The organism is Tropicimonas sediminicola, from assembly GCF_900188335.1.
Lineage (GTDB): Bacteria > Pseudomonadota > Alphaproteobacteria > Rhodobacterales > Rhodobacteraceae > Tropicimonas > Tropicimonas sediminicola.
The window spans coordinates 201,903-221,631 of sequence record NZ_FZOY01000005.1 but is presented as its reverse complement, the minus strand read 5'-3'; the positions used below and the strand labels follow the sequence as shown (position 1 = coordinate 221,631).

16 protein-coding genes are annotated in these 19,729 nt (G+C 64.9%); 9 read left to right on the top strand and 7 right to left on the bottom strand.

Annotated features, from left to right (window positions below; translation table 11 throughout):
- Window positions 1-83 precede the first annotated feature (83 nt).
- From CHB86_RS14490 to CHB86_RS14480, 3 genes are all read right to left on the bottom strand, one after another.
- A complete protein-coding gene (locus tag CHB86_RS14490; protein ID WP_089233773.1) occupies window positions 84-1,337 on the bottom strand; it encodes a flagellin in 1,254 nt (417 codons plus the stop codon).
- Between the two features lie 213 nt (window positions 1,338-1,550).
- Entirely contained in the window at window positions 1,551-1,895 is a 345-nt protein-coding gene (locus CHB86_RS14485) for a hypothetical protein (protein ID WP_089233772.1), read from the bottom strand.
- Complete coding sequence (locus tag CHB86_RS14480) at window positions 1,885-2,184, bottom strand: rod-binding protein (RefSeq protein WP_425445427.1); 300 nt, start codon at window positions 2,182-2,184, stop codon at window positions 1,885-1,887. The genes CHB86_RS14485 and CHB86_RS14480 overlap by 11 nt, the downstream gene beginning before the upstream one ends.
- Before the next feature lie 1,646 nt (window positions 2,185-3,830).
- Between CHB86_RS14480 and CHB86_RS24660 the strand changes: the two genes are divergently transcribed.
- Complete coding sequence (locus CHB86_RS24660) at window positions 3,831-4,721, top strand: flagellar hook-length control protein FliK (RefSeq protein ID WP_176442885.1); 891 nt, start codon at window positions 3,831-3,833, stop codon at window positions 4,719-4,721.
- A complete protein-coding gene (locus CHB86_RS14470) occupies window positions 4,627-5,400 on the top strand; it encodes a flagellar hook capping FlgD N-terminal domain-containing protein (protein WP_089233770.1) in 774 nt (257 codons plus the stop codon). The genes CHB86_RS24660 and CHB86_RS14470 overlap by 95 nt, the downstream gene beginning before the upstream one ends.
- 19 nt (window positions 5,401-5,419) lie before the next feature.
- Here CHB86_RS14470 and ubiB read toward each other — a convergent pair whose 3' ends face one another.
- Together ubiB and ubiE are read right to left on the bottom strand one after the other, a co-directional pair.
- Entirely contained in the window at window positions 5,420-6,952 is a 1,533-nt protein-coding gene (gene ubiB / locus CHB86_RS14465) for a 2-polyprenylphenol 6-hydroxylase (RefSeq protein ID WP_089233769.1), read from the bottom strand.
- Between the two features lie 4 nt (window positions 6,953-6,956).
- Entirely contained in the window at window positions 6,957-7,709 is a 753-nt protein-coding gene (ubiE, locus tag CHB86_RS14460) for a bifunctional demethylmenaquinone methyltransferase/2-methoxy-6-polyprenyl-1,4-benzoquinol methylase UbiE (RefSeq protein WP_089233768.1), read from the bottom strand.
- Window positions 7,710-7,802: 93 nt separating this feature from the next.
- Here ubiE and mutM point away from each other — a divergent pair, with 93 nt between their 5' ends.
- The 7 genes from mutM to gyrB all read left to right on the top strand — a co-directional run bounded on the left by mutM (window position 7,803) and on the right by gyrB (window position 16,806).
- Window positions 7,803-8,654 (top strand): bifunctional DNA-formamidopyrimidine glycosylase/DNA-(apurinic or apyrimidinic site) lyase, encoded by an 852-nt coding sequence (mutM, locus tag CHB86_RS14455; RefSeq protein WP_089233767.1) that lies wholly within the window; start codon window positions 7,803-7,805, stop codon window positions 8,652-8,654.
- A gap of 64 nt (window positions 8,655-8,718) precedes the next feature.
- The gene (locus CHB86_RS14450) at window positions 8,719-9,495 is read left to right on the top strand and encodes an enoyl-CoA hydratase (RefSeq protein ID WP_089233766.1); all 777 of its coding nucleotides are present in this window, start codon (window positions 8,719-8,721) and stop codon (window positions 9,493-9,495) included.
- Between the two features lie 87 nt (window positions 9,496-9,582).
- Window positions 9,583-9,849 (top strand): 30S ribosomal protein S20, encoded by a 267-nt coding sequence (rpsT, locus tag CHB86_RS14445; protein WP_089233765.1) that lies wholly within the window; start codon window positions 9,583-9,585, stop codon window positions 9,847-9,849.
- A gap of 567 nt (window positions 9,850-10,416) precedes the next feature.
- Window positions 10,417-11,853 (top strand): chromosomal replication initiator protein DnaA, encoded by a 1,437-nt coding sequence (gene dnaA, locus CHB86_RS14440; protein WP_217898322.1) that lies wholly within the window; start codon window positions 10,417-10,419, stop codon window positions 11,851-11,853.
- A gap of 105 nt (window positions 11,854-11,958) precedes the next feature.
- Window positions 11,959-13,077: a DNA polymerase III subunit beta gene (dnaN, locus tag CHB86_RS14435; protein WP_089233763.1), complete on the top strand. Its 1,119-nt coding sequence runs from the start codon at window positions 11,959-11,961 to the stop codon at window positions 13,075-13,077.
- Between the two features lie 62 nt (window positions 13,078-13,139).
- Entirely contained in the window at window positions 13,140-14,246 is a 1,107-nt protein-coding gene (gene recF, locus CHB86_RS14430; protein ID WP_089233762.1) for a DNA replication/repair protein RecF, read from the top strand.
- A 142-nt stretch (window positions 14,247-14,388) separates the two neighbouring features.
- Window positions 14,389-16,806: a DNA topoisomerase (ATP-hydrolyzing) subunit B gene (gene gyrB, locus CHB86_RS14425; protein WP_089233761.1), complete on the top strand. Its 2,418-nt coding sequence runs from the start codon at window positions 14,389-14,391 to the stop codon at window positions 16,804-16,806.
- A 154-nt stretch (window positions 16,807-16,960) separates the two neighbouring features.
- Here the strand turns inward: gyrB and CHB86_RS14420 are convergent, their stop codons facing one another.
- The gene (locus CHB86_RS14420) at window positions 16,961-18,415 is read right to left on the bottom strand and encodes a UdgX family uracil-DNA binding protein (RefSeq protein ID WP_089233760.1); all 1,455 of its coding nucleotides are present in this window, start codon (window positions 18,413-18,415) and stop codon (window positions 16,961-16,963) included.
- A complete protein-coding gene (locus CHB86_RS14415; RefSeq protein WP_089233938.1) occupies window positions 18,415-19,644 on the bottom strand; it encodes a putative DNA modification/repair radical SAM protein in 1,230 nt (409 codons plus the stop codon). Before CHB86_RS14415 ends, CHB86_RS14420 begins: the two co-directional genes overlap by 1 nt.
- Window positions 19,645-19,729 lie beyond the last annotated feature (85 nt).

The window sequence follows — 19,729 nt, the reverse complement described above, 5'->3', positions numbered from 1 at the left end:
ATGCCTCCATTCATCAACGGGTATGGTCCTCGCGGACCGAACGGGCGTCGGAGCGCGGCCCTGGCCGCGCTCCGGAGAGCCGATTACTGGAACAGCGACAGGACCGATTGCGGCGACTGGTTCGCGATCGACAGCGACTGGATCCCGAGTTGCTGCTGAACCTGAAGCGCTTGCAGCTTGGCCGATGCTTCCTCCATGTCTGCGTCGACCATGGAACCGATGCCGGCCTTCAGCGAGTCCGTCAGGTTGCTGATGAAGGACGCCTGGGTCTCGATGCGCCCCTCCGCCGAACCGAAAGCGGCGGCTGCGTCGATGCCCGTCTGGATCAGGGTCTCGATCGTTCCAAGCGCATTCGCGGCGCCGGTGGCATCCGACACGTCGATCGTGGAGAGCGCACCAAGCCCACCGGACCCGGCGTTGGTGAATTGTCCGGAGATGGTCAGGTCGGCCAAGGTCGCGAACACTTCCGGCGGACCGGCAGAATAGGCGGCAGCTTCGGACGAGATATCGAGCTGTGCGTCATTGGTCCCGTCGTCGGCGGTGAAATCGACCTTCAGCCCGACGATTCCGAGCCCGTCGATCTTGGATTTCAGAGACGCGGCGATCAGATCGTGGGTCTTCGAGGCGGCGACCTCGTCCTCCGTCACCGTGTGGGACACCGTCTGATCCCCGATGGAAATGGAGATCTTGTCGCCGGCCGCATAGGTGATGTCCGCGATTTCAACGGTTTCCGCGGCTGTGGATCCTTGGGCCAGAGTGGTGGCGAAGGTATCCGCATTGGTCGACACGCCGTCGGAATTGGTGAAGGCCGCCTTCGCCGCGTAGCCTCCGGTCGAGAGGTTCTGTGCCGCGACGGTGATCGAAGACGACGAAACGCCACCCGACGCGTCCCGGTCCAGAGAGGCCAGAATGTCGGCGCCCGCCGTACTGCCATCCACCAGGTTCAGACCGTTGAACTGCGCCGCGCTGACGACGGAGTCGATCTGGTCCTTCAGGGCGGCAATGTCGGTCTGGATCTTTGTACGATCGACGTTGTCTTCCTGGGCCGCGACGATCTTTTCCTTCATCTGCGTCAGGAGGTCGGTCACGGTCTCCGAGGCCTGCCGGGCGACCGCGACGGTCGACTCGCCCAGGGACAGGCTGTCGGAAATGGCCTGGAAGCCGAGAACATCGGATTCCATCACCTTGGAGATGGCCCAGATTGCCGAGTTGTCCTTGGCCGACGCCACCGACTTGCCTGTGGAAATCTCGGACTGCACCTGGTTGAGGTTGCTGTTGATGCCCTTCAGCGTCTGCAGGGCAACCATCGAGCTGGTATTGGTAAGAATGCTGGTCATGTTCCATGTATCCTTTCGAAGCGGCGCTTCACGCCGGGAACCCGGCCACCGGACTTGACCGGCGGCTCCAATGGCCTTCTTTGCCCTGCGAACGGTCGGTCGATCGTTCGCGCCACCCCTTCCGAAGTGCTGATGAAGCTTTGCCCGAAGGTCCCTAAGAGAGTGCTAAACCGGGATCCCTCTCGGCAGAGGATTTAGCTACAAGTCTAAGCATCACGCGCGACGCTCCACTTTCCCGTTGCCACCAATCAGGTTCCTGCGCTCCCCGCCATGGGTGTAGGTTTCGAGCCTCGTCGCCGCCTGCCGGACGTCCTCCAGGCGCTTTCGGGCGGCCGCGATCCCGGCGATAGCGGCCTCGAGGAGTTCGTGATTGCGCCGTGCCTGCTGCCGCAGAGCCGTCAGGACCTCAGGATCGCCAACCTCGAGTTCCTCCAGCAGCCTGGCCAACTCGGCCCGACGGGACGTCATTTCACCCATCTCCGAAAGGCGCCCCTGCACAAGAGCTTCACGTTCATCGCTCAGATGGTTTCGCAGCCGTGCCATCACGTCATTCGACATCAGCCGTCTCCTTCAGAGCGTCGAAAATCGCCTCGGCCAACCCGATACCGCCATGGGCGGCAATCTCCTCGGCCTGCAGATTTCGAAGAAAACTCGAGAACTGCTCTTCCCCGATCCCGCCACCAAACGTTTCCGACGTCTTGCCCAGCCCTGCATGGCCAAGCATTTCCGAAAGGAACGACGCCTCAAGATCCCGGGCAACCTTCCTCAGGTCGGCATCTTCTCCATTTTCCGAAGCCAAGGTTCGGTGCGTGACTCTGGCGACGTCTAAAACTCTCTGCATTTCCATTCGGGTCTCACTTCCTGATGGGTGGGTTCTCCCGGTTTACGTCGAGGCGAGTAAAGGATCGGTAACCCGTGACGTGCATTGTCCAGCGATAGAAGCAGCGTGGAATCGCAATGCAGAACGTCGCCCATTCCCTGCAGAACCGGGTCGCAGGAACTCCGGCAAAGATGCCCCCTGGCGTCGATAGCGCCCCGCACAGCCCCGCTGGCGCGGCCTTTTCAGCGCATCTCCGTGGACTTGACGCCCAACGGACGGACGTGTCTCACGCCAGCCAGGGATCAGACACCCCGCCCGCCGGCGGGCGCCGACCTCCCATTAGTGAGGGGGATACCGCCTCAACCATGCAACTCGACGAATCGCTTCACGATCCAGCGTCCGACTCGATCGAGAAAGCCAGGCCTGCTGGGCAGGGCAGCCGCAACTCATCCCTGGGCAGAGAGGCGGCAAGCGTGCGACCGGCTGATACGATGCAAGTCCGGGGCTCTTCGGACAACGCCCTGCCTCCCGGACTTCCGGGCTTGGCCAGAGAACAAGAGGCGGAGAGGGTCAGACAAGGACTTTCGACGCTGCAGGCGCATGGACGATCTGGAACGGGAGCGGAACAATGGGGCTTCGAGGTTCCTTCCTCTGTGACTGCGCGAGACCTCCCGTCCCCGGCGACCGAAGCAAAGGGCCACGTCCAGCCTCAGCCGAAATCGGTCATCGAGACGCATTTGGGCGCAGGGTCCATCGAAGCACCGGATCACGACGAAGCGCCCAAGGACGGGTTTCACGTTCCCCAATGGGGGTCAGAAACATCACAAGGTCTCAAGACGAGCGCTTTCTCCGTCCGTCCGTCAAGCAGCCACGAAGTCGAGGCGGAACACCGTGCCGCAGGTCCATCCCGTTCGGCGGACGCCGACGCGACTCAAGACCTGCCGGGTGCCGCCATGTCCCTAGAATCAGCCTTTGAAACCATGGGGTCGGCGCACGCAAAATCGGTCCTTGGGAGTAGCACCGAGCAAACTGTCGACCCCTCGGAAATCTCAGGATCAGCGGTTGAAGCCGCCGCCATTACAGGAAGCCCAATGACCCGACCTCTTGCCGGGGGATCTAGGCCAGCTGACTTGCCGCATACCGCAGACGCCATTCGGATCACTGCAGGCGCCAAGATATCAGCAGAGAACTCCGTCGGCACGACGGCGCGTGGCGTGGATTTCGGGTCTTCGTCCCTTCTCGAAATGCCGAAGTCTGCGGCCTCGAGGACGACAGATTCGAGCTTCGAGGGATCACATAAGGTCACTGGGCCAGCCTCCGATCGGCTCGCGGCCCGGATGTTTATCAAACCAACCGAAATGGGCAGGCCGTTTCCTTCCCACCTGACATCTGAAGGCGCCACCGCGCCGGCTGGATCGACCGCGGACACCGGGACGCTTGAGGGTGAGAACCCCAATCATCGGGTGGCTCGGTTCGGAAGTCACCCGTATTCCAGCGCCATTGCTGGAGAGCGCGTTTCGTCAGGAACGCCCGCCACCGCCACTGAAAGCTCGGAGTTCGACAGCACGGGTCTCGGGGCCTCAGTCGGCACTCTTCGCGCGGATCAGTCAGCGGGCAGCCGCCCCCCGGAAACACGCGACTCATCTCAGGCGATGGCACGCGTCGGCGTTCGCATGGAACAGTCGCGGCCGGAAGCTGGGATCCCCAAGACCGGAAATCCGGAGACAGCCGAGATCTCCAATCAGGCGACGACTGACGCAGGTGCGACGGGCCAGTCCACCGCGGCCTCACGACCACAGAGCTTCAATTCCGAACCGAGCATGGTCGAGCGCGAAAAAAAGGCGGTCACCGAGAGATCTGAAAACACCGCGGCGCGTGGCCATGTGGACACGAGCATCGGGTCTCCTGTCGATGCCTCTTCCCGACCCCGTACGGGAGCGACATTCGTCACGGCGGCGGCGTCCGCCACAGGGAACCGATCTGCTGAGACTGCTTCGCCGCATGACGTGACCGGCCTTCAAGATAGCGCAGATACCGCACGGAAGGATGCGATCAACCGAGACTTTGCTTCCGGAGCCGAAGCGAGCGCTCTGCGGTTTGCCGCCTCGGCAACGACCCCACTCGGCAGTTCGAACGGGAGCGCGGCCTCGTACGGTACCACCGGCCAGAGTACCGTCTATCAGATCGCGGAAGCGTCCCGCGGCGCCTCCGACGGCACGCTGGAAATCCAGCTGGCTCCCGAAGAGCTCGGTCGCGTCAGGATATCCTTCGCCTCGCAGGAGACTGGCATCGCCGTTTCGATCCAGGCGGAGCGCCCTGAGACCGTCGAACTTATCCGCCGACACGTGCATGATCTGATTCGCGAGTTGAGAGCGCAGGGGTTGGAACCCACGTCCGTCGATGTCGGCTCGTCCCGGTCCGAGAATTTCCACGGCTCGGAACGCTCCATGAGCGGGCACAGCGTGCCAGATGGCGAACCGGTCAGCCTGTCCGAAACGCACCAGACACCCGACCAGCCCCAACGCCGAATTCAGGCGTCAGAGGGCCTCGACCTTAGATTGTGAGGGCCCAATGGACGCAGTCTCCTCAAGTTCATCCGCCACGACTTCCACTACGAGCACGAGTTCTTCGGGCAACCTGACAAGCGCGGTTTCCTCGGATTTCGAGACCTTTCTGAAAATGCTGACAGTTCAGCTTCAGAATCAGGATCCGCTCAACCCTCTCGATTCGAATGACTACGCGGTCCAGCTCGCCACGTTCTCAGGCGTGGAGCAGCAGGTCCGAACCAACGATCTGCTCTCCTCGATGCTCGAGCAATCCACCTCCGAGGACATGGCGCGAATGGGAGAGTGGGTCGGGCAGACCGTTCGGGTCGAAGCCGACGCCTTCTTCGAAGGCAATCCTATTACCGTCGCGCCGGCGCCGGTGAATGGTGCCGACCACGCAGAGCTGGTGATCCGGGATGCCTACGGGTTGGAAAGGAACCGTTTCACGATTTCCCTCGACGGGGCACCCGTGGAGTGGTCCGGGATCGACAGCCGAGGCGCAACCGTGGGCTGGGGCAGCTACTCGTTCCAGGTCGAAAGTTACGATGCGAACGACACGCTGATGGCGAGAAGCGATGCGGAGATCTACGCCGAGGTCGTAGAGGCCAGGACCGACGGCACGTCGGTTTCCCTCGTCCTGTCCGGTGGCACGGAGGTCGCCTCGTCACAGGTGACCGCGATCCGCGCTTCGTACTGAGTGCGGCCGGAAGATGCGGTCAGAGCAAGGATTGGATCCAGCCGGACAGCACGGCCACCGCAGCACCTGCGGCGAACCAGGCAAAGCTGCGCGCCGGGTGAGACCGCTTCTCTTCGGGTAGCGGCGGCGCGGATTGCCTGGCCAGCGCGTCCTCGGCCAATTGCGGCAACCGCGGCGTGAAACGCGACAGAACGATTGCGGTCCGGCTCAGGTCGCGCAGGAACGCCTTTGGACCGATGCTGTCCTTGATGTAATCCTCGACCACGGGCTGCGCGACATCCCACATGTTGATCTGGGGATAGAGCGTGCGCGACACGCCTTCGACTACGACCATGGTCCGCTGGAGGTGGATCAGCTCGATCCGCGTTTCCATGCCGAAACGCTCGGTCACCTCGAACAGGTATGACAGAACCCGCCCCATGGAGATATCTCCGGCCGACATGCCGAAGATCGGCTCACCAACGACCCTCAGGGCGCTGGCAAATTCGTCGATGTCCCGGTCCGCTGGCACGTAGCCCGCCTCGAAATGCACCTCCGCGACGCGTCGGTAATCCTTCTTGATGAAGCCGAAGATGATCTCTGCATAGACCCGCCGGGTGTAGGCGTCGAGGCGCCCCATGATCCCGAAGTCGAGCGCGATCACGTCGCCATTCGGCGCGATCTTCAGATTCCCCTGGTGCATGTCGGCGTGGAAGAAACCGTCGCGCAAGGCATGGCGCAGGAACAGCGACAGGATCCGCTCGCCGAGTGCCTGGCGGTCGTGGCCGGCCGCGATGATCCCGTCCATATCGTTCGCGGACAGGCCCTCTGCCCAGTCGAGCGTCATGATCCGGCGGTCGGAGAGCTCCCAGTGCATCCGCGGCACGCGGAACCCGGCGTCCCCCCGGGTGCTCGCCTCGAACTCGGATGCGGAAGCGGATTCGAGCCGGAGATCCAACTCGCCGCGCACCGATCCTTCGAAATGTTCGATCACCGCGCGGGGATGCAGGCGGCGGGACGAGGGGGAAAGGGTCTCGATAATCCAGGCGGCCAGGTAGAAGGCATCGAAATCCCGGCGAAATGCCTGCTCGATCCCAGGTCGCAGCACCTTGACCGCGACCTCCTCGCCCGTCTCCGCGACGCGGGCGCGATGGACCTGGGCGATGGACGCCGCCGCGATCGGTTCGGAAAACTCCGAGAAGACCTCGTCGACCTTGATCCCCAGCTCGCGTTCGATGGACGCAACCGCCACCGCACGCGGGAACGGCGGCATCCGGTCCTGCAGGATCTTGAGCTGGAGCGACAGGTCATCGCCAACAACGTCAGGCCGGGTGGACAGGATCTGACCGAGTTTCACATAGGCCGGTCCCATCGCCTGCAGGGCCCGCAGCAACGGCGGCAGGGTCGGGTCGCCCTTGCGCCCCATCCAGGCAAAGGTCCAGCCGACGGTGCGGGACACGATCCGGACGGCCGGCGGCGCGTTGAACGCTTCCAGCACGACCCCCATAGCGCCGGTGCGCTGGAAGGTGGCGCCGGTCCGGATCAGCCGCCAGATGTTGTGAGGGCCACGCAAGGGGTCAGATCTTCCAGCCGGAGTGGAGGGCCACGATCCCCATCGACATGTTGCGATACTTCACCTGCTCGAAGCCCGCATCGCGGATCATCTCGGCGAAGCGTTCCTGGTTAGGGAACTTGCGGATCGATTCGACGAGGTACTGATAGCTGTCGCGATCATTGGCCACGATCTGCCCCATCGGCGGGATGACGTTGTAGGAATACCGGTCATATGCCCATTGCAGCGCCGGGTTCGGAAGCTGCGAGAATTCCAGTGTCATCAGCCGGCCGCCGGGCTTCAGAACCCGGTAGGCCTCGGCCAGCGCATCCTCGATCCTCGTGACGTTGCGGGTGCCGAAGCTGTTGGTCACCACGTCGAAGGAGGCGTCCTCGAAGGGCAGGTCCATCGCGTCGCCGACAATCCAGTCGAGCTGGTCGGCCAGGCGCTCTGCCTCGGCGCGCTTGCGCCCTTCCTCCAGCATGTCGGCGGTCATGTCGCAGACCACCGCCGAGGCGCCCGGCGCGCGCTTGAGGAAGCGGAAGGCGATATCGCCGGTTCCTCCCGCAACGTCGAGCAGCCGCTGGCCGTCGCGCGGAGCGAGCCAGTCCATCATCGCGTCCTTCCAGACGCGATGGATGCCGACGCTCATCAGGTCGTTCATCAGGTCGTAGCGCGAGGCGACAGAGGAGAAGACGCCTTCGACAAGGCCTTTCTTCTCGTCTTCGGGGACGGTGCGGTCGCCGAAATGGGTGGTTCTGGTCGAGTCGTTGCTCATGGGACTTGCCCCCGGTCGTTTCCACCCTCCTTATAGGGCGCTGCCGGGGGGTTACAATGCACCCTGCCGGCGACTGCGGCGAAGGGAACCAGCATGCCGGAGCTTCCGGAAGTCGAGACGGTGCGGCGCGGCCTCGAGCCCGCGATGAGCGGCGCGACGATTTCGCGGGCGGAACTGCGCCGCGCGGGTCTGCGCTGGCCGTTTCCGGACCGCATGGCCGAACGGCTGACCGGCCAGCCCGTGCTGCGCCTGCGCCGCCGCTCGAAATACATTCTGGCCGATCTCGGCAGCGGCGAGACGCTGCTGATCCACCTCGGCATGTCGGGCCGGATGACCGTGGCAGGCACCGTGCCGGGACTGTTCGTGCGAAGCCTGCAGCCGTTAGCGAAACACGACCACGTCGTGTTCGAGATGGACAACGGAGCCCGTATCACCTTCAACGATGCGCGGCGGTTCGGTGCCATGGACCTGATCGACACGCTGCAGGCCGACGCGCACCCGCTGCTCGCCAGCCTCGGCCCTGAACCGCTGGGCAACAGTTTCGACGAAAGTTACCTCGCCGCAGCGCTTCACGGTCGCCGGACGCCGATCAAGAGCGCCCTGCTCGACCAGCGGCTCGTCGCGGGGCTGGGCAATATCTACGTCTGCGAAGTCCTGCACCGGACCGGTATCTCCCCCACCCGGCGCGCCGATCGGATCGCGCCCAAACGGGTCGCAACTCTGGTTCCTGCGATCCGGGAGGTGCTGACGGAAGCGATCGCGGCCGGGGGCTCCAGCCTGCGCGATCACAGGCAGGCAGATGGCGATCTGGGGTATTTCCAGCACGCCTTCCGCGTCTACGGCCGCGAGGGCGAAGCCTGCACGACCCCCGGCTGCGACGGCACGGTCAGACGTGTCGTTCAATCGGGCAGGTCCAGCTTCTACTGCCCGAACTGCCAAAGATAGCTTGATTGCGGCTCACAGGGTGGTAAGCCTTCCTCCCTGTGAAATCACAGAAAGGCTCGGCCGCATGGCTTTCGAGACACTGATTGTCGAAATCTCCGATCATATCTGCCTGATCAGGCTGAACCGCCCCGAAGCCCTGAATGCGCTGAACACCCAGCTGCTCGGCGAGTTGGGGCAGGCTCTGCGCGAGGCGGAAGAGAACGAAAAGGTGCGCTGCATCGTCCTGACAGGCTCCGAGAAGGCCTTCGCCGCCGGCGCCGATATCGCGGAAATGTCGCAGCAATCTTTCGTGGAGGTTTTCGGCTCCGACCTTTTCGGCGCGGAAGCCGAAGCGATTCTGCGGTGCCGCAAGCCGATCATCGCGGCCGTGGCCGGCTATGCCCTGGGCGGCGGTTGCGAGCTTGCGATGATGTGCGATTTCATCATCGCGGCCGATACCGCCAAGTTCGGACAGCCCGAGATCAACCTCGGTGTCGTCGCGGGCATGGGCGGCACCCAGCGGCTGACCCGATTCGTCGGCAAGTCGAAATCCATGGACATGCACCTGACGGGTCGCTTCATGGACGCGGAAGAAGCCGAAAAATCCGGCCTCGTCTCGCGCGTTGTGCCGGCCAAGAAGCTGATGGAAGAGGCCATGGGCGCGGCGGCCAAGATCGCCCGCAAATCGGCGCTCACCACCATGGCGGTCAAGGAAGCGGTCAACCGCAGCTATGAAATGCCTCTGCGCGAGGGCCTTCTGTTCGAACGGCGGCTGTTTCACGCGCTGTTCGCCACGGAGGACCAGAAGGAAGGCATGGGTGCCTTCCTGGAGAAGCGCGAGGCGCAGTTCCGCGACAAATAAGTGGCACAACCGGGTTGACTCGTCCCGGCAAGCCGCCTAGAGACGCGGCTTCAAGAACGCAATCACCGACATTCGGAACCCGATCATATGGCAAATACGCCCCAGTCCAAGAAGCGCGCCCGCCAGAATGAACGGCGCTATGCCGTCAACAAGGCGCGCCGGTCGCGCATCCGCACGTTCCTCCGGAACGTCGAGGAAGCGATCGCCTCCGGGGACCAGGAGGCCGCTGCCGCAGCCCTTCGTGCCGCTCAGCCTGAGCTGATGCGCGGCGTGACCAAGGGTATTCTGCACAAGAACACCGTGGCACGGAAAATGTCCCGCCTGTCGTCCCGCGTGAAGGCCATCAGCGCCTGATCGCACCCGACTACCGAAATTGACGGACGCGTCCCCTATCGGGGTGCGTCCGTTTTTCGTTTTCGGATATGTTGTTTCTTTTCAATGGCTTAGTGACATTTTTGGGATTCGCCGCGACAAAGCGTGAGTCAAGATCGAAGTTCAGTTGCGCGATCTGAGCCCCTGTTGCTAGCTTGCTCCTGCGATTCACATCGTCCGGGGGGACATGGATCGATCGCGGCTGACAGGGGTTTTGGGGAAGTTTCCGCTGTCCGTTCGCACCCAGATCGAGCGCCCGCTGCGCCGGCTCTGCCGCCGGTCAGTGGGAGGGGAAAGGGAAAAAGGCGGTTTGAATCCGCCCTTTGGCCGACCCCATGTCCATAGTGATTATCCAGCGCAACCGTCCGAAACGACGGCAGCTTGCGCTTTTTTCGGGGTCCGGGACCTCGGGAATCCAGTGCTCTGTGGCACTGGAGGGATGAATTTCTGCCCCTGATCATTTGAGCCGCGCCTCCGTCTGGCCCAACCGATTCTCTGAAATCGGCCGGCCATGCGGAAACAAAAAGAATGAAAACGGACAAGGGCACGATGACAAAAGACACCTGGGGACGTGTGCAGCAAGATCTTCTGAAGGCAGTGGGCAAGAACAACTTCGTTACCTGGATCGAGCCGATGGAATTCGATGGCGTTGAGAACGGCATCGCGCGATTCCTCGTGCCCACGAACTTCATCGGTAACTGGGTGTCCCGCAACTTCGGCGAGCAGATTCAGCACCATTTCTCGCGGGCCGGTGCGCCGGTCGAGCGGATCGAATTCAGCGTCGCGGCAGATCGCCCGGCGAAAGCCGTTGATCTTGACGCCGATGACCCGGCCCCCGAGCCGAAGGCCGAGCGCGCGGCGGCAAAGCCGGCCACGAACGGCCACGCCTCCGCGTCCGGCCGCAGCTCCGTCTCCCGTCAGGCATCGGGCGGGTCCGGCATCGAGCTCCCGGGCGCTCCGCTCGACAAGCGCTTCACCTTCGACAGCTTCGTCGTCGGCAAGCCGAACGAGCTGGCCCATGCCGCCGCGCGCCGCGTGGCCGAAGGCGGGCCGGTGAGCTTCAACCCGCTGTTCCTGTATGGCGGCGTCGGCCTCGGCAAGACGCACCTCATGCACGCCATCGCCTGGCACCTGCACACCACCCGGCCCGAGCTGCGCGTGGTCTACCTCTCGGCGGAGCAGTTCATGTACCGCTTCGTTCAGGCGCTCCGCGAGAACAGCTCGATGCAGTTCAAGGAGATGTTCCGTTCCGTCGACGTGCTGATGGTCGATGACGTGCAGTTCATCGCCGGCAAGGACAGCACCCAGGAGGAGTTCTTCCACACGTTCAACGCGCTGGTGGACCAGAACAAGCAGATCATCATCTCCGCCGACCGTGCGCCGGTCGAGATCAAGAAGCTCGAAGAGCGCATCGCGAGCCGCCTGCAGTCCGGCCTCGTGGTCGACCTGCACCCGACCGATTACGAGCTGCGCCTCGGCATCCTGCAACACAAGGTCGACCAGTATCGCGAGAGCTACCCGGGTCTGCGAATCCAGGACGGCGTGCTGGAATTCCTCGCGCACCGGATCTCGACCAACGTCCGCGTGCTTGAAGGCGCGCTGACCAAGCTCTTCGCCTTCGGCTCCCTTGTGGGCCGCGAGATCACGCTGGAACTGACCCAGGATTGCCTCGCCGACGTGCTGCGCGCCTCGGACCGCAAGGTCACGGTGGAGGAGATCCAGCGCAAGGTGTCGGAGCATTACAACATGCGCCTGTCCGACATGATCGGCCCCAAGCGCCACCGCACCATCGCACGCCCCCGCCAGATGGCCATGTATCTCGCAAAGAAGCTGACCTCCCGGTCGCTGCCCGAAATCGGCAAGCGGTTCGGCGGTCGCGACCACACGACCGTGATGCATGCCGTTAAGCGGATCGAGGAGCTGAAGGCCGTCGACAACCAGATCGCCGAAGACCTCGAATTGCTGCGGCGCATGCTGGAGGCCTGAGGCGCCCAAAACGCTGTTCAAACTGCCGGACTGTGCTCAATATGCACTTGTGCGGCAGGGCGAAAGCGATAGGGTGGCGGTCCCGGTAGAATTGGGAGCGATTGCATGAAAATCAGCATCGAACGCGGCACCCTTCTGAAGGCGGTGTCTCAGGCGCAGTCGGTGGTCGAGCGCCGCAATACGATCCCGATCCTGGCCAACGTGCTCATCGAGGCGGATGGCGATACGGCCAGCTTCCGGGCGACGGACCTCGACATCGAGGTGGTCGACAAGGCGCCGGCGGTCGTGGAGCGCGCCGGGGCGACGACCGTGTCTGCGGTCACCCTGCACGAGATCGTTCGCAAACTGCCCGACGGCGCGCTGGTCAAGCTCACCGACGACGGCGCATCCGGCCGGCTGACGGTCGAGGCGGGCCGCTCGAACTTCACCCTCGCCACGCTGCCGAAGGAAGATTTCCCGGTGATGGCGAGCGCGGAATACACGTCGAACTTCGCCGCGCCGGCCCCGGTCCTGCGCCGGCTCTTCGACAAGTCGAAATTCGCGATCTCCACCGAGGAGACGCGCTACTACCTGAACGGCGTCTACATGCATGTGGCCGATGGCGAGGACGGCAAGGTCCTGCGCTGCGTCGCCACCGACGGCCACCGCCTGGCCCGGATCGACGCCGACCTGCCCCCCGGCGCCGAGACGATGCCCGGCGTGATCGTGCCCCGCAAGACGGTGGGCGAGCTGCGCAAGCTGCTCGACGACGACGAGGCGCAGATTGCGGTGTCGGTCTCCGAGACCAAGGTTCGGTTTGCCACGCCCGAGATCACCCTGACCTCCAAGGTCATCGATGGCACCTTCCCCGACTACGCTCGCGTCATCCCCGTGGGGAACCCGCGCAAGATGGAAGTCGATGCCACCGAGTTCGCCAAGGCGGTGGACCGCGTGGCGACCGTTTCCTCGGAGCGCTCCCGCGCCGTCAAGCTGGCGCTGGACGAGGACCGTCTCGTGCTGTCGGTCAATGCGCCGGACAGCGGCGCGGCCGTCGAGGAGCTCCCGGTTGCCTATGGCGACGAGAAGCTGGAGATCGGCTTCAACGCGAAGTACCTGCTGGAGATCGCCAGCCAGGTCGACCGCGAGAACGCCGTCTTCATGTTCAACTCCTCGGGCGATCCGACGCTGATGCGCGAGGGCTCGGACACCAGCGCCGTCTACGTGGTCATGCCGATGCGCGTCTGATGCACGGCGCGCGGGCCTACGGGTCGCGCCGGGGTATTTTTGGCCAAGAAGAAGAGGGTTGAATGACGGGTCTGGCCGTCACCTCTCTGGTGGTGTCGCATTTCCGCTCGCACCGATCCGCCCGGCTGACGCCGGGAAGCGGGCAGGTTGCGCTGTTCGGACCGAACGGCGCCGGCAAGACGAACCTTCTGGAAGCGGTGTCGATGCTGTCGCCGGGGCGCGGGTTGCGCCGTGCGGCGGCGGAGGAGATGGCGCGCAGGCCGGAAGCGCTCGGCTGGAAGATCTCCGCGGAAGTGTCGGTCCTGGGCAAGGTACACGAGGTCGAGACCTGGTCCGAGGGCGGCGCCGCGCGGCAGGTGCGGATCGACGGGAAGGCCGCGACGCAGCTCGCGCTCGGGCAGCTCGTTCGGGTCGTCTGGCTGGTGCCGGCGATGGACCGGCTCTGGATCGAAGGCGCGGAGGGGCGGCGGCGCTTCCTCGACCGCTTGGTACTGAGTTTCGAGCCCGGGCACGGCGAGGCCGTACTGACCTACGAAAAGGCGATGCGGGAGCGCAACCGGCTGCTCAAGGACCAGGTGCGGGACGGCGCCTGGTACGACGCCCTGGAAATCCAGATGGCGGAATCGGGCGCGCTGGTGCAGTCCAACCGCCTCGCCGCGCTGGAGCGGATCACCACGGCGCAGCAGGCGGCCCGAACCGCCTTTCCGGCGGCCGACCTGGAGCTCGCCGGTCCGGACGGGCCGGAGTTTCCGGTGACTGAGGCAGAGTTGCGCGAGGCGTTGCTGGCCAGCCGCCGGGCCGACATGGCCGCCGGAAGGACCTTGGTCGGTCCGCACCGCGCGGATCTCGCGGCGCAATACGCCGACAAGGGGATCGCCGCGCGCCAAAGCTCCACAGGGGAACAGAAGGCGCTGCTGCTGTCGTTGATCCTGTCGAATGCCCGCGCGCTCGCAGCCGAAGGCGGCGCTCCGCCGCTGCTGCTGCTCGACGAGGTGGCCGCGCACCTGGACGACACGCGTCGCGCCGCGCTTTACGACGAGATCGCCGCGCTCGGGGTTCAGGCCTGGATGACCGGCACCGGGCGGGAACTTTTCGCCGAACTCGGCCCGGATGCGCATCGGCTCGAAGTGGTCGACGTGGCGGGCATCTCGGAGGTGCGCGGCGGGTGATCCGGCGCCCGGAACCGCGCCGGCCCCAGCCCCGGCAGGGACCGTGGTGGTGGCGCAAACGGACCCCCAAATCTTGTGTCATTGGCGTGACAAAGCCCCGAGGGGGCAGTATAAACTCGCAAGGTTGAAAAGGAAGGGCCGCATGGCAGACGACGCGAACCGGGCGGAAGAATACGGCGCAGGATCCATCAAGGTTCTCAAGGGCTTGGAAGCAGTCCGCAAACGCCCCGGCATGTATATCGGCGATACCGACGATGGCTCGGGCCTGCATCACATGGTCTACGAGGTCGTCGACAACGGGATCGACGAGGCGCTCGCCGGCCATGCCGATGCGGTGACGGTGACAATCCGTGCCGACAGTTCGGTTTCCGTGTCGGACAACGGCCGTGGCATCCCGGTGGACATCCACCCCGAAGAAGGCGTGAGCGCGGCCGAGGTCATCATGACCCAGCTCCACGCCGGGGGTAAGTTCGACAGCAATTCCTACAAGGTTTCCGGCGGCCTTCACGGCGTCGGCGTCTCGGTGGTGAACGCCCTGTCGGACTGGCTGGAGCTTCGGATCTGGCGCAACGACAAGGAGCATTTCGCCCGTTTTGAACACGGCGAATGCGTGGAGCACCTTCGCGTTGTCGGCGCTGCCAACGGACGCAAGGGGACCGAGGTCACCTTCATGGCCTCGACCGCCACGTTCTCCAACCTCGAGTACTCTTTCAAGACCCTCGAGACCCGCCTGCGCGAACTTGCTTTCCTCAACTCCGGCGTTCGGATCGTGCTGCGCGACGAGCGCCCCGCGGAACCGCTGGAAGTGGAGATGTGCTACGAGGGCGGGGTGAAGGAATTCGTCAAGTATCTCGACCGCTCCAAGTCCTCGACCATGGGCGAGCCGATCTACATGGAAGGCGAGCGCGACGGCATCGGCGTCGAGGTCGCGATGTGGTGGAACGACAGCTACCACGAGAGCGTCCTGCCCTTCACCAACAACATCCCGCAGCGCGACGGCGGCACCCACCTCGCCGGGTTCCGGGGCGCGCTGACGCGAACCATCAACCTCTATGCCAACACCTCCGGGATCGCACGCAAGGAGAAGGTCAACTTCACCGGCGACGATGCGCGCGAGGGTCTGACCTGCGTGCTCTCCGTCAAGGTGCCGGACCCGAAATTCTCCAGCCAGACCAAGGACAAGCTGGTGAGCTCCGAGGTTCGCCCCGCCGTCGAGGGATTGGTTAACGAGAAGCTCGGCGAGTGGTTCGAGGAGAACCCGGCACAGGCCAAGATCATCGTCGGCAAGATCATCGAGGCCGCGCTCGCCCGAGAGGCCGCCCGCAAGGCCCGCGAACTGACCCGCCGCAAGACGGCGATGGACGTGGCCTCGCTGCCCGGCAAGCTCGCCGATTGCCAGGAGAAGGATCCGGCCAAGTCGGAACTGTTCCTGGTCGAGGGTGACTCCGCTGGCGGCTCCGCCAAGCAGGGGCGGCACCGCTCCAACCAGGCCGTCCTGCCGCTGCGGGGCAAGATCCTCAACGTGGAGCGCGCGCGCTTCGACCGGATGCTTTCGAGCCAGGAGATCGGCACGCTGATCACCGCCATGGGCACCGGCATCGGCCGCGAGGAGTTCGACATCTCCAAGCTGCGGTACCACAAGATCATCATCATGACCGACGCCGACGTCGACGGCGCGCATATCCGGACGCTGCTTCTGACGTTCTTCTTCCGGCAGATGCCGGAGATCATCGAGGACGGCCATCTCTTCATCGCCCAGCCGCCGCTCTACAAGGTGTCGCGCGGCAAGTCGGAGGTCTATCTCAAGGACCAGTCGGCGCTGGACGACTACCTGATCGAAATGGGCATCGAGGGTGCCCGCCTGCGTCTCGGCACCGGCGAGGAGATTGTCGGTCAGGACCTCAAGCGCGTGGTTGAGGAGGCAAGACAGGTCCGCCGGATGCTCCAGGCTTTCCCGACCCATTACCCGCAGCACATCCTCGAACAGGCGGCGATCGCCGGTGCTTTCGTGCATGGCCAGGTGGACGCCGACCTTCAGGGCACGGCCAATCGCGTCGCCGAACGGCTGGACCTGGTCTCGGTGGAATACGAGCGCGGCTGGCAGGGTCGTCCGACCCAGGACAAGGGCATCAGCCTGTCCCGCTCGGTGCGTGGCGTCGAGGAAGTGCGCCGGCTCGACGGCCCGGTGCTCCGCTCCCGCGAAGCCCTGCGCCTCGGCGAGCACACGAAGCCGCTGCAGGATGTCTACGGCGACGGGGCGGCCCTGGTCCGGAAGGACAAGGAATTCCCCATCCTCGGCCCGCTCGGCCTGCTCGACGCGATCCTCGAAGAGGGCGAAAAGGGCCTGAGCCTGCAACGCTACAAGGGCCTCGGCGAGATGAACCCGGACCAGCTTTGGGAAACCACGCTGGACCCGGAAGCGCGCACCCTGTTGCAGGTGCGGATCGAGGACATGGCCGAAGCCGACGACATCTTCACCAAGCTGATGGGCGACGTGGTCGAACCGCGACGCGAGTTCATCCAGTCGAACGCCCTCAGCGTGGAGAACCTCGACGCCTGAGACCCGTCTGAACGGCTCCACCGTTATGTTTGGGAAGCGGAGGCAGGGGAGTTCGCGCAACTTCTGGTCCGGGCGCTATGCGACCTTCCGGGTTGGTTGAAGTCTGGCCGCCAAGGCGCACGCGATTATTCGGGTGCCTGCGGCCTGGGTGGGCTCATTGCGGCAAGACGGCCATCCGGACCGAAGTGGCCAGGTCGTCGCGCAGTTGTGCGCGCAGGCGCATCGCATCCGGGCCCTTCGCACGGAGCAGATAGCTCGGATGCCAGGTCACGAGGACTGGGCCGCCGTCGCGCCCGGTTTCGACCTTGCCGCGGCGCGCGCCCAGGGGGGCGGGGTTGCCGGTCAGCGCATAGGCGGCCGTGGCCCCCAGTGCGAGGGTCATCTGCGGCTTCACGAACCGCCGCTCGAGATCGAGCCACCAGCGGCAATGGTCGATCTCGCTGCGATCGGGCGACTGGTGAAGGCGCCGTTTTCCGCGCGGCTGGAACTTGAAATGCTTGACCGCATTGGTCTTCCAGACCGGGCCGATGCCGGTTTCGGCCATGAGAGCGGAAAGCACCTGCCAGGCGGGCCCTACGAAAGGCCGTCCAGCGATGTCCTCGGTATCGCCCGGCTGCTCGCCGACGATCATCAAACCCGCCGAAGTGTCGCCCTCGCCCCAAACGGTCTGGGTCGCGGCTTCGCACAGGTTGCAGCGCCGGCATGCCGCCGCGGCCAGCTTTGCCGCATCCATGTCGGCCGGGACATCCGGCTGAGGGGCGTCGGTCTGCCCGAGCCTGTCGAGAATGCGCCGCGCACGCGCTGGAGGCTCCGTCGGCATGGCCGCGCGCATCGCGTCGACCCGCGCCTGGGCGTCCTCCAGCATACCCGGGATGAGCCGGGTCTCGGGCAGGTTCTTCCAGTACTTCAGCGGCATTTCGGACCGCATTGCCCGCAGATGCAGCCGCGCCGGGTTGAAGATATTCGCGAAATAGGTGCCCCAAAGCGCTTCGGAGGCGTCGTCCGGCAGATCCGGGCGCGGTGCCGGCGGGTGAAACGACACCACGCCGCGTTCGAACCGGGCCACGCCCTGCGGGGTCGCGATGGTCCAGTCCATGTCGGCGAAGCGGCGCGCAAAGAACGGCGTGGCCGCCTCGAGGATCAGGTGATCGGGCTCGAACCAGGCGCCGAAGCGGCGGCGGGGCGGATCCCCTGCCCCTTCGTCGGGCACTTCGTCGGGGAGCTCCCGAAACCGCACGAAGGCATGCGTCTTGTGGATGTCGCGCCCGACGGCTTTCTGCAGGCGTGCGAGGTCACGCGTCAATGGATCGGCCGGGTTCGCGAGGGCGCGTTGGTCTCGCTGGTGGCGGTGAAGCGCCCGGTACAGCAGCGCCGGGGCCTCTGGCCCGGTGTGACACAAGGCCGATTTGGCCATCCGTATCAGCTCTTTCGTCGCCGTGACCTTTGCCGGCCCCTCGGCCTCGGGCAGCGGCGTGGAGGCAAAGAGATCGGCCACCCCACCGCGATCCCAGACGATCTGGTCCGGCGCTACCTCGTGGCTCAGGAGCCGCCGCGCACTGTCGCGCCATGTCTCGAAGAACCCCAGCTGCGGCAGCGCGACGCGGTACATCAGAACAGGCTGAGTTGTTCCGGCGCGGCCGTGTAACGCGCGCGCAGGTTGTCGGTATCGGTCAAGGCCCCCGGCGACCAGTCGGGCATGGTCACGAACGGCTTGGCCGTGTTCATGCGCGCGCCGATCCGCAGCAGGTCGGCATAGCGCAGCGCGCCCGAGCGGCGCGCGGAGAGGATGCGGTCGACCGTCCGGGTCCCGAACCCGGGCACCCGCAACAGCATTCCCCGCCCCGCCCGATTGACGTCCACGGGGAACTGCGCGCGGTTGGCAATCGCCCAGGCCAGCTTCGGGTCGATCTCGAGATCGAGGTCGCCGGACGGCCGGGCGCTGGTGATTTCCTCGACGTCGAAGCCGTAGAACCGCAACAGCCAATCCGCCTGATACAGCCGGTGCTCGCGCGCAAGCGGCGGCTTGATCAGCGGCAGCACGGCGGAGGCATCGGGAATCGGCGAAAAGGCCGAGTAGTAGACCCGTTTCAACCGGTAGCCGGTGTAGAGCCGGGAGGCGGTCGTCAGGATGTCTCGGTCGTTGGCGGCGTCGGCGCCGACGATCATCTGCGTCGACTGGCCGGCAGGCGCGAACCGGGGCGCGGGTTTGCCGGTGTGGCTGCGCTCCCGGCTTGCCTGCCGTTTCAGGCGCACAGCCGCCATCGCGGCACGGATCGTCTCGGGCTTCTTCTGCGGCGCGAACAGCCGGGTGCTCTCGTCGCGCGGCAGCTCGATGTTCACCGACAACCGGTCGGCGTGACGTCCGGCCTCGTCGATCAATTCCTGGCTGGCCTCGGGGATGGTCTTGAGGTGGATATAGCCCTTGAAGCCGTGCTCCTCGCGCAAGAGGCGCGCGATCCGGACCATGTCGGCCATCGTGTCGTCCGGGCTGCGGATGATCCCAGAGCTGAGAAACAGCCCCTCGATATAGTTGCGCCGGTAGAACTCCAGCGTCAGTGTCACGACCTCTTCGGGGCTGAACCGCGCCCGCTCCACACCGCTGCTCACCCGGTTGATGCAATAGGCGCAGTCGTAGATGCAGAAGTTGGTCATCAGGATCTTGAGCAGGCTGATGCAGCGTCCGTCCGGCGTATAGGCGTGGCAGATCCCGCTGCCGCCCGCACTGCCGATCCCCCCGTTGCGCGCGTCGCGGCGGGTGGTTCCCGAAGAGGCGCAGGAGGCGTCGTACTTGGCGGCATCGGCGAGAATGGCCAGTTTCTCGGAGATTGTTCTGGGCATGGAACAAAAATAGAACATCTGCAGCGCAGCGCAATACGCATCGCGCCTGTGCCGATCACATGCCTGTGGGAGGGCGGCAGATCTT